Source organism: Cobetia sp. PS-4MA (genome assembly GCF_057670765.1).
This window is the reverse complement of record NZ_CM173107.1, coordinates 3,937,253-3,952,469: the sequence shown is the minus strand read 5'-3', so window position 1 is coordinate 3,952,469 and position 15,217 is coordinate 3,937,253. Positions and strand designations below refer to the sequence as shown.

Genomic DNA, 15,217 nt, shown 5'->3' with positions numbered 1-15,217 from the left:
TTTCGAAACTTTATAGGGGGCCCTGATGTCCAAGCGTCTGACACCACAACGGCGTCACCAGATCCTCGAACAACTGGGACGTGACGGTGAAGTCAGTGTCGAGGCACTGGCGCGGGAACTCGCCACTTCCGAGGTCACCATCCGCAAGGATCTGGCCTTTCTCGAGAAGAGCGGCCTGCTGCTCAGGCGCTACGGCGGCGCCGTGGCCATGCCGCGTGAACTGCTGGTGCATGACGAACCGGTCAGTGCCGCCAAGCAGGCCATCGCCCGCCTGGCAGCCAGCCGTATCGGCGCCCATCAGCGCATCATCATCGACAGCGGTACCACCACGGTGGTGCTGATCCCCGAGCTCAAGGGGCGTGATGACCTGATCGTGATGACTAACTCGCTGAGCGTGGCCAATGCCATTCGTGAGCTGGAAAACGAGCCGGTATTGCTGATGACCGGTGGTACCTGGGATCCGCACTCCGATTCCTTCCAGGGACAGGTGGCGGAGCAGGTGCTGCGCAGTTACGACTTCGACCAGGTCTTCCTCGGCGCGGATGGTCTGGACCTCGAACGTGGCACTACCACCTTCAATGAGCTGATCGGCCTGTCACGCGTGATGGCCGAGGTGTCGCGAGAAGTCGTGGTGATGGCGGAATCCCACAAGCTGGGCCGTCGCATTCCCAACCTGGAGCTGGCCTGGTCCAGCATCAGTACCCTGATAACCGATGACGCGTTGCCTGATGCTGCGCGTGACCAGATTCGCGCTCATGGAGTCGAGGTGTTGATCGCCCCGCTCGTGGCGCCAGCAACAGCATAAGGAGATTGCTCATGTGTGGCATCGTAGGCGCCGTCGCCAGTCGTAACGTCCAGAACATCCTGCTCGAGGGTCTGCACCGCCTCGAATACCGTGGCTATGACAGTGCCGGCATGGCCGTGCTGTCCGAAGAGGGCCGCTTGAATCGCGTGCGTGCGCTGGGCAAGGTCGCGGCGTTGCAGGAGCGTCTCGAAGAATCACCGCTCAAGGGACGCGTGGGTATCGCTCACACTCGCTGGGCCACGCATGGGGCGCCGAGTGAAGCCAATGCTCACCCGCACCAGTCCGGTGACAGCCTGGCCGTAGTCCACAACGGCATCATCGAGAATTACGAGACGCTCAAGCGCGAGCTGCAAGGTCAGGGGTATGTCTTCACCTCCGAGACCGACACCGAGGTGGTCGCCCACCTGCTGGCGCGTGAATACACCCTGAGCCAGGACCTGCTGACCGCCGTTCAGAAGGCCGTCGCCCTGCTGGATGGCGCCTTCGCGCTGGGCGTGGTACATCGTGCCCAGCCGGACGTGCTGATCGGCGCGCGTCAGGGCAGCCCGCTGGTGATCGGTGTCGGGATCGACGAGCACTTCCTGGCCTCCGATCAGCTGGCGCTGCTGCAGGTCACCGATCGCTTCATCTATCTCAAGGAAGGCGATCTGGTGCGCATGACCGCCGAGCAGATCGAGATCTTCGAGCAGGGCGAGCGTCTGATCACCGAGGCCAACGAGCGCCCGGTCCAGACCTTCGAGCACGCGCAGGATGCCGCCTCCAAGGGCGACTATCGCCACTTCATGCTCAAGGAAATCCACGAGCAGTCCCGTGTGCTGGCTGCCACGCTGGAAGGTCGCCTGAACGGTGATCACGTGCTGGTGCGCAGCTTCGGCAGCGAGGCGGAAAACCTCTTCCGTCAGGTCAAGCAGGTGCAGATCGTCGCCTGTGGTACCAGCTACCACGCCGGCATGGTGGCGCGTTACTGGATCGAGCGTCTGGCCGGCATTCCGGCGGCGGTCGAGGTCGCCTCCGAGTTCCGCTACCGTCCGGTGGTGGTGGCCGATGGCACCCTGTTCGTCACCCTGTCCCAGTCCGGCGAGACCGCCGACACGCTGTCCGCACTGCGCTATGCCCAGTCGCTGGGCGGCTTCCTCGGCAGTCTGGCGATCTGCAACGTCCCGGGCAGCTCGCTGGTGCGTGAATCGGACCTCAGCCTGATGACCATGGCCGGACCGGAAATCGGCGTCGCCTCCACCAAGGCCTTCACCACCCAGCTGGTCGGTCTGATGCTGCTGACGCTGTCGCTGCGTCGCGTGCGGGGTGGCGATGAGGCCGGAGAAGCCGAGGTGGTGCGTGAGCTGCGTCAGCTGCCGTCACTGGTCACCAAGGCATTGGCCATGGACAGCGAGATCGAGCGTCTCTCAGAGGCCTTCGCTGACAAGCACAATGCGCTGTTCCTCGGGCGTGGCACCCAGTTCCCCATCGCGCTGGAAGGCGCGCTCAAGCTCAAGGAAATCTCCTATATCCACGCCGAGGCCTATCCGGCGGGCGAGCTGAAGCACGGCCCGTTGGCGCTGGTGGATGCCGACATGCCGGTGGTCGCGGTGGCACCCAACGACGAGCTGCTCGAGAAGCTCAAGTCGAACCTTCAGGAAGTGCGTGCACGTGGCGGGGAGCTGTTCGTCTTCGCTGACGAGAACATCAGTCTCGAAGAGAGCGAAGGCGTGCGCGTGCTGCGCATGCCACATGTCAGCGAAGTGCTGGCACCGATTCTCTACACTCTGCCGCTGCAGCTGCTGTCCTACCATGTCGCCGTGCTCAAGGGCACCGATGTCGATCAGCCGCGCAACCTGGCCAAGAGCGTCACGGTCGAGTGATCCGCGATGCAAGACGGCTGCGTCATGTCTGGCGCAGCAGCAGATGAGCTCAGTCTCATCGTGCCAACGGCAGCCTCAGGGCTGCCGTTTTTGGTATCCTGTGCGCCTGCCTTCTTATCCTCTTACGTCCGCTGCGCGTTCATCGCCCGGCGCACGCACGTGACCTGCCATGACTGATCGCGACGCATCGCTTACCCGCCTCAACAAGTTCATCAGCGAAACGGGCTTCTGCTCGCGGCGCGAGGCGGATCGCCATATCGCCGAAGGGCGAGTGACCATCAATGGTGTCGTCCCCGAGATGGGCACCAAGGTCGCGCCGGGCGATGAGGTGCTGGTCAACGGCAAGCCGTTGAAGGCCAAGCAGGAAGCGGTCTATCTGGCCTTCAACAAGCCGGTGGGCATCACCTGTACCACCGAGCGCCACGTGGAAGGCAACATCATTGACTACATCGGTCATCCCAAGCGGATCTTCCCGATCGGTCGCCTCGACAAGCCCTCCGATGGCCTGATCTTCCTGACCAGTGACGGCGACATCGTCAACAAGATCCTGCGGGCCGGCAACGCCCACGAGAAGGAATATGTGGTGCGGGTCGACAAGCCGATCAACCCGGACTTTCTCAAGCGCATGGCAGCCGGCGTGCCGATTCTGGATACCATCACCCAGCCGTGCCGCATCGAGCAGATTTCCACCTACGTGTTCCGCATCATCCTGACGCAGGGGCTCAATCGCCAGATTCGCCGCATGTGCGAGGCGCTGGGCTATGAGGTCTTCAAGCTCAAGCGGGTGCGCATCATGAATGTCAGCCTGGACGGGCTGGGCATCGGCGAATGGCGCTATCTCACCCAGCGCGAGATGGACGACATCCATCGGATGATCGAAGGCTCCAGTGGTACCGAGGAGGCCTCACGACTGGCGGAGGCGCCGACGCCTTCCCAGCACGCGACTGCCGCGCGCCATCAGCGTGCCGCGCAGGATACGGATAGCGGCCGGCGTGGTGGTGCTCGGCGCGAGGACAGCAGCAAGCGCGCCATGGGCCAGCGCAGCTCGGATCAGCGCGGCTCAGGTCAGCCCAAGACAGGCCAACGCTCGGGTGCTCGCCAGGAAGGGGCGGGGCGGCGGGAGCGTACCGATGAGTCCAGGTCCGTTCGTGGCAATCAGGAACGCAGCAGCGCCGGCAAGGGCGGCTCCCAGCCGGGCAGCAAGAGCGCCAATGGCGCGGGCAAGCTCGCGAGCGGCCTCAAGCCACGCACGCGTGGCAAGGCCGGAGAGCGTCGCGATGAGCGCGATGAGCGCGATGCGGCGAGCAGGGGGGCTGGCGACAAGTCCTCTGGTAGCAAGTCTTCTGGTAGCAAGACCTCTGGCAACACGACCTTTGGCAAGAAGAATCCTGGCGGCAGAAGTGCCGGGGGCAAGAGCTCGTCGTACAAGGGCGGCGGCTCCAATGGCGGGCGTGGTCGCCGCTAGTGAGCTGCCTGCACCTGCTTGCCATCGTCTTGAGCGGTGGTGCTGGCATCTGATCCTTGAGGCGTGCGGCGGTGGTAGCGGCCCAGTACGAAAGACAGCGTGGCGAACGCCAGTGCCGAGCAGATGACCTGCGGCCAGGGATAGACCAGCGCGGCGAGCGCGATCAGCAGCAGATCGAAGGCGAAAGTCGTGCGGCCTGCATGGATGGCGAAGCGTCGCTCCAGATCCAGCGCGAGAATGTTGAGTCCGCCGAGGGAGGCGTTCTCGCGAAACAGCAGGGTGACCCCCAGCCCGATGAGCAGGCCTGCGGCAATCGCCACCACCGGCAGATTGACGTCGCCCAGCGGCAGACTGACCGCCAGTAGATCCGTCAGGACCGAGAGCAGACTGACGCATCCCAGGGTGCGCAGCGTGAAGTTGAGCCCCAGCTGCTTCCAGGCCAGCCCGTAGAAGGGCAGATTGATCAGGAAGAACAGACTGCCGAAGCTCAAGCCCGTCAGGTCCGAGCCAAGCAATGACATCCCGGCAGTACCACTGACCAGCAAGCCGCCGGCCTGCAGCAGGCGCACGCCGAGTGCCACCAGCAGACAGCCCTCGAAGAGCGTGATCAGGCTACGCAGCGTGATGGCATTGGCCGCACGGGAGCGGCCGTCGTTGGCACGCAGGATGAGTCGTTGGAAAGCAGTCATGACAGGCTCCGGGGTATGGGCAGTCAACAATGATGGCTTCCGACCTGCTTGTGGCGGGCAGAAAGCGATGTCGCGGCGAGGGGTGGTTCGCCTGTGACGGTTCATGCAGGAAGCGGACCATAGCACGCCGTGATGACAGTTTTTATTGTGCTTACGTCGCTCTAGCAGACGATATTATTCGGTGTATTGGGCCTTTGACCCTCACATTCCTCTAGCTATGGCGCCTTCATGCACCATTTTCATGCATCCTCCGCACCGACTGAGACGAATGTTCCGCATGCTGCGGGCCATGACAGAGCTTGCGAGGCGGGGCATCTTCATCTCGGGCTCGCGATGTGGGCCAACGATGACTGGCGCGGTAGCCTGCTGCCGGGCAGTGGCCCGCGTGACCATCTGGCGGATTACGCGCAGGTCTTCGACTGTGTCGAAGGCAATACCAGCTTCTATGCTCTGCCGCCGGAGAGCGCCGTGGCCAGCTGGGCCCGCCAGGCGCCCGAGCACTTCCGCTTCTGCTTCAAGTTGCCGGGACGACTGACCCATGAGTTGAGGCTTCAGGGAATCGAGGAGGAGCTGGCGGAATTCCTGGCGCGGCTTGCGCCGCTTAAGTCGCGCATGGGGCCGATCATGATCCAGCTGCCACGCGACCTGGGGGAGGAGGTACTCCCGCGTCTTGCGCAATTCTTCGCGCATGTCGAGGGTGCTGGCCTTGATTGGGCCGTGGAGCCCCGTGCCCCGAGTTTCTTTGCCAAGGGCTCGGTGGAACGACAGTTGAATCGCTTGTTGATAAGTCACGGAGTCGATCGCGTGATGCTGGATGTCCGTCCACTCTTCAGTGGCCCCGATACCGCGCATCCAGAGCTTGCCGTGGCACGCTCGGAAAAGCCGCATCGCCCATTGCATGTGTTCTCCAGCGCACGCCAACCGCTGGTCCGCTTCATCGGGCATCATGACGACGCGACCAATCTGGCCTTCTTCCAGCCCTGGGTGGAACGTCTTTCTCTGTGGATAAGTCAGGGGAAAAGCCCTTTCCTGTTTGTGCATACTCCTGACAACAAGGCGGCTCCGGCCTTGGCACGTCGTCTGGCCAATCAGGTGCTGGAGCGGCTTGATCGTCCATTGATCGGTGCCTTCCCCGGGGAAGGACAAGGACGTCTCTTCTAGCGCCATCCGCTGCCTGTCGCGCTTCAGTGTCTTGCGGGACGGGGGAAGTGACCTGCCGGCCTCAAGCGCTGTTTTCTATCGTGAGGCGATGGTCTGAGGGTGGCTTGCTGGTAGATATCGGGTCAATCGAGTAACTTTACCTACCTATTGTCGTTACCACGGCGATATTTACCGGGGCGGACAGCGTGTCCATTCCGGCGTGTCTATCGACACCAGTCTGTCTGTCATTCGGGCCTATCCGGCCATGATGACGGCCAGATGCACCACAGCAGTGATCCTGCGACGCCATCCTGTCGGCCACGGTTCATCCTTCCGTCTCGCCAGCATGATGCAACAAGCACAACAAGATGCCACAGGCCGCTACCCGTGGCTGGCATCATCGCGACGAATCAGGGACTCACATGTCATCCAAACCGCATTCCCACGCTCAGTGGTCTTCTCGCCTGGCCTTCACCCTGGCCGCCGTCGGTTCCTCCGTCGGACTGGGCAACATCTGGAAATTCCCGTACATGACCGGTGAGAGCGGCGGCGGTGCCTTCGTTCTTGTCTATCTGGTCTGCATTCTGTTGATCGGCCTGCCGATCCTGATGTCCGAGTGGCTGCTGGGCCGCCTGGGACAGAAGAACCCGATCTCGACCATGAGTCACATCAGTGCGCGCCTCAAGCGTAGCCCCGCCTGGGTGTTGATCGGGGTGGCCGGTGTGCTCGGCGCCTATCTGATCCTGTCCTTCTACAGTGTCATCGGTGGCTGGGCACTGGCCTTCATCGCCGACGCCGCCAGTGGCAGCTTCGAAAGCCTGACCTCTGACACGGCAGGCAGTCTGTTCGGTGGTCTGCTGGGCGACCCGACCACCCTGCTGGCCTGGCACAGTGCCTTCATGCTGATGGTGATCCTGGTCGTGGCCGGGGGCGTCGCGGGTGGTCTGGAGCGTGCCGCCAAGATCCTGATGCCGCTGCTGGCGGTCATGCTGGTCATGCTGGTCGGGTATGCGGCGACCACTGATGGCTTCGCCGAAGCGGCTGCCTGGCTGCTGACACCGGACTTCTCCAAGCTCGACAAGGATGGCGTGCTGGCGGCGATGGGGCATGCCTTCTTCACCCTGTCACTGGGCATGGGCATCATGATGGCCTACGGCTCCTATCTCTCCGATGACGTCAACATCGGGCGTACCGCGCTGATCGTGGTGGTGCTGGATACCGTCATCGCTCTGCTGGCGGGGCTGGCCATCTTCCCGGTGGTGTTCTCCAATGGTCTCGACGCCGCTGCGGGCCCGGGCCTGATCTTCCAGACCCTGCCGCTGGCCTTCGGCCACATGCCGGGCGGTGAAGTGTTCGGCGTGGTGTTCTTCGTGCTGCTGGTCTTCGCGGCCTGGACCTCAGGCATCTCGCTGCTGGAACCCATCGTCGAATGGCTGGAAGAGAAGACGCCGATGTCACGCGTGGCCTCTGCCTGGGTGGCGGGGATCGCGACCTGGCTGCTGGGGATCGCCACCATCCTGTCCTTCAATCTGTGGAGTGATGTGGCGCCGCTGGGCATGTTCGCCAAGTTCGAGGGCATGACCATCTTCGACCTGCTTGATTACGCGACCAGCAAGCTGATGCTGCCGCTGACCGGCCTGGCGACCATCGTCTTCGTCGGCTGGTTCATGGGGCGTGATGAAGTGCGCAGTCAGCTCAACATGAGCGACTCGGCCTTCAAGCTGTGGAGCTTCGTGGCGCGCTTCATCGCCCCGATCGGCGTGGTGGTGGTCTTCGCCTCCAGCCTGTAATCCCGGCCCCACTCTTCAGGCTGTCCTGATGTTCTGTCAGCACGGATCTGACGGCATTGAAGAACGACAAGAGGCTCGCCTATCCGGCGAGCCTCTCGCGTTTCTGGCCGAGATGGCCCGTGCACGACATCCAGGCGGCGACTCGATGCTCAGTGTGGGAGATGGCGGGCGTCACGTTCATGTCAGTGTGTACTTGCACCCTGTTGGTGCATCGTCCTGGGCGATGACATGACAATGAGGCAGAGAGTGTCGGTGCAGATGGAGGATGATCGAGAGTGACACCGTGGCGAGCGCGCGGCAGAAGGCAGAGTCGTTGCAGAGGGAAATGAAGGCTGAGGGCCCGAAGGCAGAAGAAAATGTCGCGAGGGGGGCTGACCATGCTCATCAGAGATGGCGGCAAGGAAGACAGAAGCCCTCGTCCCTGAGCTGGCAGGGAGATGGGGGACTGCTCGGCGGGGAGACGTATCGCTCCCCGCCCGAGAATCAGTGGGTATCGATATCGCTTTCCGTTTCCAGCACTTCGATGTCGCTTAAATCCTCGCTCAGGCGCTTGATTTCGTTGTGCATTTCGATTCCGCGTCTGGCGCGGAGGTGGCGGACTGCGCTTTGTTTCTTGCGGGCCTGATGTTCGTCGGCACCGAGGGTCATGAAAATATCGAGAAGCTCGTTCTTGAGCGTATCTACCTGCTCTGAATTACGCATGATTCGACCTCCATGGCATCCAAAGGATGTGGGCTTTCACTGGCACCACACCGTTTTACTATAGCTCACTTGACAAAATTGTGACCATAGACCGCCTGTGATGGCGACACCCCCCGGGGGATGTCGTAAGCTCAGGCATGCCCATGAAGTCTGCAAGGAGTGTGCCGTGAGTCATGCCATCTTCGACGACCTGAGGAGCCGGATGGAGAATTTCCGCCGCTCTGAACAGAAGGTTGCCCGTTACGTCCTCCGCCATCCGGAGGAGGTGATTCACATGCGGATCGTCGATCTGGCCAGTGAATCCTCGGTCAGTGAACCGACGGTAGTGCGCTTCTGTCGTGCGATGGGCTTTGCCGGCTTCCAGGACTTCAAGCTCCAGCTGGCGCAACGCCTGGCCACGGGCACCCAGTTCGCCCAGTTCTCGATGAATGACTCCGACAGCGTGGCGGAGTTCTCTCACTCCCTGTTCGATTCCACCATCGGCACGCTGCTGTCAGTGCGTGACCGTCTGGATGCCGAAGCCGTCGCACGTGCCATCCACTCGCTGGCCTCCGCCAGCCGGGTCGAGTTCTACGGCTATGGCGCCTCGGGTGCCGTGGCCCACGATGCCCAGCACAAGTTCTTTCGTCTGCAGATCTCCACTGCCGCCTACACCGACCCGCACATGCAGAACATGTCAGCGGTGACGCTGGGGCCGCGCGACGTGGTGGTCGCCATCTCCCAGACCGGACGCACCAAGGCGCTGATCGCCAGCGTGCGTCTGGCACGGGATGCCGGCGCGACCGTCATCGGCCTGTGTCCCAGCGGCTCGCCGCTGGCGGATGAAGTCACGCTGCCGCTGCACATCGATGTGCATGAAGACACCGAGATCTATACGCCGATGAGCTCACGCATCGCGCATCTGGTGATCGTCGATACGCTGGCGGTGGGGGTCGCCAAGGCACGTGGTCCCAAGCTCAAGGAGCAGCTGGAAGCGGTCAAGAAGAGCCTTGCCACCCTGCGCATCGATGATCACGACTTCGATACGCACTGAGTGCCATACAAGCGTCACCGGTCAGGGATGACGCGTGCAGGGAAGAGCAGGGCAGGCCGCTGTGATAAGGTGGATGCCTGAACAGGGGCAGCCCCCGACCCGCTGCCCCGCCCCTCGACTTCTCTGCCCTGTGGTGAGCCCTGCATGTCCGAATCGCCCCTCCTCGATCACCTCAACACGCATCAGCGTGAGGCCGTGTCCGCGCCGCCGGGCAACATGCTGGTACTGGCGGGCGCCGGTTCCGGCAAGACCCGCGTGCTGGTCCATCGCATCGCCTGGTTGATGGACCGATATCAGTTCTCGCCCTATGCCATCCTGTCGGTGACCTTCACCAACAAGGCCTCCCGCGAGATGCGCACGCGTCTCGAGGCGCTCAATGGCAGCAGTCTGCGCCACATGTGGGTCGGCACCTTCCACTCCATCAGTCACCGTCTGCTGCGCACCCACTGGCAGGAGGCGCGTCTGCCCGAGCACTTCCAGATCATCGACAGCGATGACCAGCTGCGCATGGTCAAGCGACTGCTCAAGGAGCACAACGTCGATGACGAGCGCTGGCCGCCCAAGCAGGTCCAGTACTTCATCGCCGGCTGCAAGGAAGAGGGGCTGCGGGCCCATCAGGTCCAGACCCACGGCGACGCCTACATGGGCAAGATGGTCGAGATGTACGAGCTCTATCAGCTGGCCTGCGAGCGTGGCGGGCTGGTGGATTTCGGTGAGCTGCTGCTGCGCTCGCTGGAGCTGCTGCGTGACACGCCGCATTTGCTGGCGCATTACCGCGAGCGCTTCGCCCACCTGCTGGTCGACGAGTTTCAGGATACCAATACCCTGCAGTACGCCTGGCTGAAGCTGCTGGCCGGTGATCGCGAATGCATGACCGTGGTCGGCGATGATGACCAGTCCATCTACGGCTGGCGTGGCGCACGGGTCGAGAACATCCAGCGCTTCACCGAGGAATTCGCCAATACCCGTGTGGTGCGTCTGGAGCAGAACTACCGCTCCTCCAGCGCCATCCTGGAGGCTGCCAACGCCTTGATCAGCCACAACGGCGGGCGCATGGGCAAGGAGCTGTGGACCGACAGCGGCCGTGGCGAGCGGATTCGGGTCTATGCCGGCTTCAACGACATCGACGAATCGCGCTACATCGCCGATACCATCCGCGAACTGGTCAATGAGCATGGTTACAGTCGCGACGAGATCGCGATCCTGTATCGCTCCAACGCCCAGTCACGCGTGCTGGAGGAGACGCTGATCCGCCAGGGCATGCCGTATCGCATCTACGGGGGGCAGCGTTTCTACGAGCGTCTCGAGATCAAGAACGCGCTCGCCTACCTGCGCCTGATGAACAACCGCGAGGACGATGCCGCCCTGGAGCGCGTGATCAACGTGCCGGCGCGTGGCATCGGCATGCGCACCGTCGAGCAGCTGCGCGAGCGTGCGCGCTACGGCAACCTGACCATGTGGCAGGCGATGAGCGATGCGGTTTCCGATGGCGCCCTCAAGGGGCGCGCCGCCACCGCCGTGCGTGCCTTCGCCGACATCATCGATGGCCTCGACAACGACACCGCCGGCATGGCGCTGCATGAGCTGGTCGAGCACGTCATCCACGTCTCTGGCCTGCGCGAGCACCACGCCGCCGAGAAGGGCGAGAAGGGCCAGGCGCGTCTCGAGAACCTTGCCGAGCTGGTCAACGCCTGTCGTGCCTTCAGTCAGGGCGAGCGCATGGACCCGGAAGCCCCCAGCGAAGGGGCCGAGGCGCTGGAGCCCTTCCTCGCCGAAGCCGCGCTGGATGCCGGTGATCATGAAGCCGCCGAAGGCGAGGAATGCGTACAGATGATGACGCTGCACTCCGCCAAGGGGCTCGAATTCCCGGTGGTGTTCGTCGCCGGGGTCGAGGAAGGGCTGTTCCCGCACAAGATGTCACTGGAGGAGCCGGGGCGCCTCGAGGAAGAGCGTCGCCTGTGCTACGTCGGTGTCACCCGCGCCATGCAGCGCCTCTACCTGACCTACGCCGAGCTGCGGCGCATGCACGGCAAGGAGACCTTCCAGCGACCGTCGCGCTTCCTGCGTGAGCTGCCGGAAGAGCTGCTGGAGGAAGTGCGCCTGCGTGGCCAGGTCTCGCGTCCGGTCTCGACCCAGCGTGCCACGCCGAATCGTCGCCCCTCCGGGCCGCGTCAGGAGAGTGTCGAGGCCAATGGCGACATGCCGGCGCTGTCGCTCGGCAGCCTGGTGCGTCATCCGCTGTTCGGCGAGGGCGTGGTCATCAACGCCGAAGGCCAGGGCGAGCGAGCGCGCGTGCAGATCAGCTTCGAGGGCGAAGGCGACAAGTGGCTGGTGCTGGGCTTCGCCAAGCTGGAAGTACTCAGCTGATCCTGCATTGATGGCAGACGCAGGCATGAGGCGCTGACAGCAGGCGCTGGCGAGAAGTGAAAAGCGGTGCAGGGGGCGCGCGGTATTCGTGCGCCATTACGGCCTTGGTGCAGTTGTGGGCCATCCATGGGTCGCGGCATAGTGGCAGATAATCTGCTGTCTTGATGCCGCGTCATGCATTGCCCACAACTCGAACAAGGAACGCCCCATGCAACGCCGCCGTTTTCTCTCTGCTCTGGGGGCCGGTGCTGCCGGTCTCGCCGCTGCACCTTTCGTCTCCACGGCCAATGCCGCCGAGGAGGAAACCATCCACTGGAAGATGGTGACCTCCTGGCCTAAGAACTTCCCGGCACTGGGCACCGGTGCCAATGAGTTCGCCAGTCTGATCGGGAAGCTTTCCGGTGGTCGTCTTCAGGTCAAGGTCTATGGGGCCGGTGAGATGGTGCCGGCGCTGGAAGTCTTCGACGCCGTGTCTTCCGGGACTGCCCAGATGGGCCACTCGGCGTCCTATTACTGGAAGGGCAAGGTACCTGCCGCCCAGTTCTTCACCGCCGTGCCCTTCGGCATGAATACCACCGAGACCAACGCCTGGCTGTATCACGGCGATGGCATGAAGCTGTGGGACGAGATCTACGCGCGTCACAACCTCAAGCCGTTGGCGGTAGGCAATACCGGTACCCAGATGGCGGGCTGGTTCAACAAGGAAGTGAACAGTCTCGCTGACATGAAGGGCCTCAAGATTCGTCTTCCGGGACTCGCCGGTGAAGTGATGAATCGCATCGGCGCCAGCGCGGTGAATCTGCCGGGCAGCGAGATCTTCACTGCGATGGAGACCGGTGTGATCGACGCCACCGACTGGGTCGGTCCCTACAATGATCTGGCCTTCGGTCTGCATCAGGTGGCCAAGTATTACTACTCCCCGGCCTGGAACGAGCCCTCCGCCATTCTCGAAGGCACCGTCAATCTCGAGGCCTGGCAGGCGTTGCCGGAAGACCTCCAGCAGGTGGTGATCCAGGCAGCCAGGATTGCCAATCATGCGATGGTGGATGAATTCGCGCTGCGCAATGCCACCGCCCTGACCTCGCTGGTCGAGGAGCATGGCGTTGAGCTGCGCGAATTTCCGCAGGATGTCTACGCGGCGCTGTTCAAGGCGTCCAACGAGGTGCTGGACGAGTTCATCGCCAAGGATGAGGACGCCAGGCGTGTCTACGAGTCCTACCGTGCCTTCCAGCAGCAGGTCGCCCCCTGGACGCGCATCGGTGAACAGGGCTTCCTTGATGCGCGTGCCCGGGTGCTGGGCGAGAGCTGAAGTGACCGCCCGCCGCCGTGTGTGGGGGCATCGCGACTCGCTCGTCAGGCGGTGTCAGGCGGGCTCTGGTGGGAAATGAAGAAGCCGCCCCTCGGGGCGGCTTCTTCATGAATGGCGGTGTCCATCACGTCAGACACTTTCCTCGTCGTTGCCCTGTTCCGGCACCGCGCGGATTCGGCCATTGTCGTCCAGGGCCACCATCACGTAGTTGGCCTCGGTCACCTTGGTCAGCGCACGATGGTTGCGCTCCTGAGGCGGCCGAATCCAGACCTCGACCGTGAGCCGTACCGAGCTGCGTCCGACTTCCGTGACGTGCGTGAAGATATTGACCACCGAGCCGACGCGCACCGGTGAGAGAAAGTCGAGGCCCTCCACGGCGACAGTGGCAGTCCGTCCGTTGGCCACACGGCCGGCGGCCAGCTCGCAGGCCTCATCCATGCGATGCATCAACCAGCCACCGCTGATATCGCCATAAAGATTGGTATCGTGACGCTGAGCGATCAGCTTGAGCGTCAGCGTGCCGTTCGGCACCGGGGCATCATCCAGGGCTTGCATGTCGTCACTCGCTGTCTTGTTGTTATGTCTTCAGGGTGCACTGGCGTCGGCGGTTTGCCCAGTGGCGTCGATGGTTTGCCTAGTGGCGATGGAAGGAGAGCCCGAGCGGGCAGTGGCTCACGAAAGGCATCTCATGTCCGGTATCCTACTCTGCCAGTGGAAGGGATGTCCTCTCTCGCCAGGCGTTGCAGCGGGAATTTTCTTGCATTGCAGCATGTTGGTCTCGTGCCTCAACGTTGCAATGAAGGATACTCGGCGCAGCAATGCCGCTGGTGAGACAGCCTCACGCAGGGAAGTGGTATTGAAGGAGTGGCAGGGGTTGAAGGAACAACGCGATAGTCATCACCGCCAATGAGCGCATCATTCATCTTTCAGGCCTGAAATCGTCATGTTCTTCATCGCATCCTTGCGTCGTCCCCGTTGGCTCTCGAGTCGCCTTGCGTTGCTGGCCTGCCTGCTGATGCCGGTCATGCCCGCGTTTGCCGAGGTACCTGAATATCGCCCCGTGCCGGGGGTCGTCGGCAACCTGACGGCCGTGGGCTCCGATACCCTCTCGGTGCTGGTGACGCGGTGGGCGGCTCAGCTGCGTCGCTACCATCCAGGGGTGCGGGTCCAGTTGCAGGCAGCGGGGTCCTCGACGGCGCCGCCTGCCCTGATTGCCGGCACCACACGGGTGGGGCTGATGTCACGGCCGATGAGCGATCAGGAGCGCCAGGACTTCATCCGGGCATTCGGGTATCCGCCATTGGAAGTCCCCGTGGCGCTGGATGCCATGGGCATCCTCGTGCATCGCCGCAATCCGCTGGAGTCGATCAGCATCGCGCAACTCGATGCCATCTTCTCGGCCAGTCATGAGTGTGGCAGTCAGCGGGCCGATCGGTGGGGGCAACTGGGGCTGTCGGGAGACTGGGCTGAGCGTCAGATCAGCCGCTTCGGGCGCAGTGCCACCTCCGGGACCTACGGTGCCTTCCGGCGTGTCGCCCTGTGTGGCGGCGACTTCCGGCTGGACGTGAGCGAGCAACCGGGGTCGGCGTCGATCATCGGCGCCGTGGGCTCCTCGCCGGGCGGGATCGGCTACGCCAGCTTCAGCACCTCATCTCCCATGGTCAAACAGCTGTCGGTGAGTCGTGACGCCGGCAGCATGGCGATATTTCCGAGTCGGGCCAGTATCCGCGACGGGCGTTACCCGCTGACACGCGCCCTGTACATCTACGTCAATCGTGTACCTGACAAGCCGCTGCCGTCATTGGAGCAGGCGTTCCTGTCGTTGATCATGTCGCGTCAGGGACAACAGGCCATCCTGCGGGAAGGCTATGTACCGTTGCCGGACGATCAGCTGAACCAGTGGCGTGAACGTCTGGGGCTGGATGAGGGCGAGGGTCTCTGAGTACGCTTGTCATCTCGCTGTCATCTCATGGACATAATCTTGAGGCAGACCCCATCTTTCGCTCGCGGGAGTGATCCCTCCCCGCGCGCTTCTTCTCTTGTGGTGAATATTCATGC

General features: G+C 63.0%; 12 protein-coding genes. 9 read left to right on the top strand and 3 right to left on the bottom strand.

What is annotated here, in order from left to right; all coding sequences use genetic code 11:
- Positions 1 to 25: 25 nt before the first annotated feature.
- From AC26AR_RS16660 to rluF, 3 genes are all read left to right on the top strand, one after another.
- Complete coding sequence (locus AC26AR_RS16660) at positions 26 to 805, top strand: DeoR/GlpR family DNA-binding transcription regulator (RefSeq protein WP_077379812.1); 780 nt, start codon at positions 26 to 28, stop codon at positions 803 to 805.
- An 11-nt stretch (positions 806 to 816) separates the two neighbouring features.
- Positions 817 to 2,664 carry a glutamine--fructose-6-phosphate transaminase (isomerizing) gene (gene glmS / locus AC26AR_RS16655; RefSeq protein WP_077379814.1) on the top strand — a complete coding sequence of 616 codons (1,848 nt, stop codon included), beginning with the start codon at positions 817 to 819 and terminating at the stop codon, positions 2,662 to 2,664.
- A gap of 169 nt (positions 2,665 to 2,833) precedes the next feature.
- On the top strand, positions 2,834 to 4,129 hold the full coding sequence (rluF, locus tag AC26AR_RS16650; protein WP_488107343.1) for a 23S rRNA pseudouridine(2604) synthase RluF: 1,296 nt from the start codon (positions 2,834 to 2,836) through the stop codon (positions 4,127 to 4,129).
- Here rluF and AC26AR_RS16645 read toward each other — a convergent pair.
- A complete protein-coding gene (locus tag AC26AR_RS16645) occupies positions 4,126 to 4,818 on the bottom strand; it encodes a YitT family protein (protein ID WP_077379821.1) in 693 nt (230 codons plus the stop codon). The genes rluF and AC26AR_RS16645 overlap by 4 nt on opposite strands.
- Before the next feature lie 228 nt (positions 4,819 to 5,046).
- Here AC26AR_RS16645 and AC26AR_RS16640 point away from each other — a divergent pair, with 228 nt between their 5' ends.
- Both AC26AR_RS16640 and AC26AR_RS16635 read left to right on the top strand, forming a co-directional pair.
- Positions 5,047 to 5,979 carry a DUF72 domain-containing protein gene (locus tag AC26AR_RS16640; protein ID WP_488107342.1) on the top strand — a complete coding sequence of 311 codons (933 nt, stop codon included), beginning with the start codon at positions 5,047 to 5,049 and terminating at the stop codon, positions 5,977 to 5,979.
- A 401-nt stretch (positions 5,980 to 6,380) separates the two neighbouring features.
- Positions 6,381 to 7,748 carry a sodium-dependent transporter gene (locus AC26AR_RS16635; RefSeq protein WP_077379825.1) on the top strand — a complete coding sequence of 456 codons (1,368 nt, stop codon included), beginning with the start codon at positions 6,381 to 6,383 and terminating at the stop codon, positions 7,746 to 7,748.
- A gap of 483 nt (positions 7,749 to 8,231) precedes the next feature.
- On the opposite strand, the gene AC26AR_RS16630 is transcribed toward AC26AR_RS16635, so the two are convergent.
- Positions 8,232 to 8,450 (bottom strand): PA3496 family putative envelope integrity protein, encoded by a 219-nt coding sequence (locus tag AC26AR_RS16630; protein WP_077379827.1) that lies wholly within the window; start codon positions 8,448 to 8,450, stop codon positions 8,232 to 8,234.
- A gap of 166 nt (positions 8,451 to 8,616) precedes the next feature.
- Between AC26AR_RS16630 and hexR the strand changes: the two genes are divergently transcribed.
- The 3 genes from hexR to AC26AR_RS16615 all read left to right on the top strand — a co-directional run bounded on the left by hexR (position 8,617) and on the right by AC26AR_RS16615 (position 13,159).
- On the top strand, positions 8,617 to 9,483 hold the full coding sequence (gene hexR / locus AC26AR_RS16625) for a transcriptional regulator HexR (RefSeq protein WP_043331730.1): 867 nt from the start codon (positions 8,617 to 8,619) through the stop codon (positions 9,481 to 9,483).
- Positions 9,484 to 9,627: 144 nt separating this feature from the next.
- Positions 9,628 to 11,850 carry a DNA helicase II gene (gene uvrD / locus AC26AR_RS16620; protein WP_136939512.1) on the top strand — a complete coding sequence of 741 codons (2,223 nt, stop codon included), beginning with the start codon at positions 9,628 to 9,630 and terminating at the stop codon, positions 11,848 to 11,850.
- A gap of 208 nt (positions 11,851 to 12,058) precedes the next feature.
- A complete protein-coding gene (locus AC26AR_RS16615; RefSeq protein ID WP_488107341.1) occupies positions 12,059 to 13,159 on the top strand; it encodes a TRAP transporter substrate-binding protein in 1,101 nt (366 codons plus the stop codon).
- Positions 13,160 to 13,288: 129 nt separating this feature from the next.
- Here AC26AR_RS16615 and AC26AR_RS16610 read toward each other — a convergent pair whose 3' ends face one another.
- Positions 13,289 to 13,714, bottom strand: coding sequence for an acyl-CoA thioesterase (locus AC26AR_RS16610; protein ID WP_077379833.1), 426 nt, complete (start codon positions 13,712 to 13,714; stop codon positions 13,289 to 13,291).
- A 388-nt stretch (positions 13,715 to 14,102) separates the two neighbouring features.
- Between AC26AR_RS16610 and AC26AR_RS16605 the strand changes: the two genes are divergently transcribed.
- Positions 14,103 to 15,101 (top strand): PstS family phosphate ABC transporter substrate-binding protein, encoded by a 999-nt coding sequence (locus AC26AR_RS16605; RefSeq protein ID WP_136939514.1) that lies wholly within the window; start codon positions 14,103 to 14,105, stop codon positions 15,099 to 15,101.
- Positions 15,102 to 15,217: the final 116 nt, after the last annotated feature.

Excerpts from the sequence above, each read along its gene's own strand:
- rluF (WP_488107343.1), top strand. The coding sequence starts at position 2,834 with ATGACTGATCGCGACGCATCGCTTACCCGCCTCAACAAGTTCATCAGC.
- AC26AR_RS16645 (WP_077379821.1), bottom strand. The coding sequence starts at position 4,818 with ATGACTGCTTTCCAACGACTCATCCTGCGTGCCAACGACGGCCGCTCC.
- AC26AR_RS16615 (WP_488107341.1), top strand. The coding sequence starts at position 12,059 with ATGCAACGCCGCCGTTTTCTCTCTGCTCTGGGGGCCGGTGCTGCCGGT.
- AC26AR_RS16660 (WP_077379812.1), top strand. The coding sequence starts at position 26 with ATGTCCAAGCGTCTGACACCACAACGGCGTCACCAGATCCTCGAACAA.
- AC26AR_RS16610 (WP_077379833.1), bottom strand. The coding sequence starts at position 13,714 with ATGCAAGCCCTGGATGATGCCCCGGTGCCGAACGGCACGCTGACGCTC.
- AC26AR_RS16635 (WP_077379825.1), top strand. The coding sequence starts at position 6,381 with ATGTCATCCAAACCGCATTCCCACGCTCAGTGGTCTTCTCGCCTGGCC.
- AC26AR_RS16630 (WP_077379827.1), bottom strand. The coding sequence starts at position 8,450 with ATGCGTAATTCAGAGCAGGTAGATACGCTCAAGAACGAGCTTCTCGAT.
- uvrD (WP_136939512.1), top strand. The coding sequence starts at position 9,628 with ATGTCCGAATCGCCCCTCCTCGATCACCTCAACACGCATCAGCGTGAG.
- AC26AR_RS16640 (WP_488107342.1), top strand. The coding sequence starts at position 5,047 with ATGCACCATTTTCATGCATCCTCCGCACCGACTGAGACGAATGTTCCG.
- glmS (WP_077379814.1), top strand. The coding sequence starts at position 817 with ATGTGTGGCATCGTAGGCGCCGTCGCCAGTCGTAACGTCCAGAACATC.
- AC26AR_RS16605 (WP_136939514.1), top strand. The coding sequence starts at position 14,103 with ATGTTCTTCATCGCATCCTTGCGTCGTCCCCGTTGGCTCTCGAGTCGC.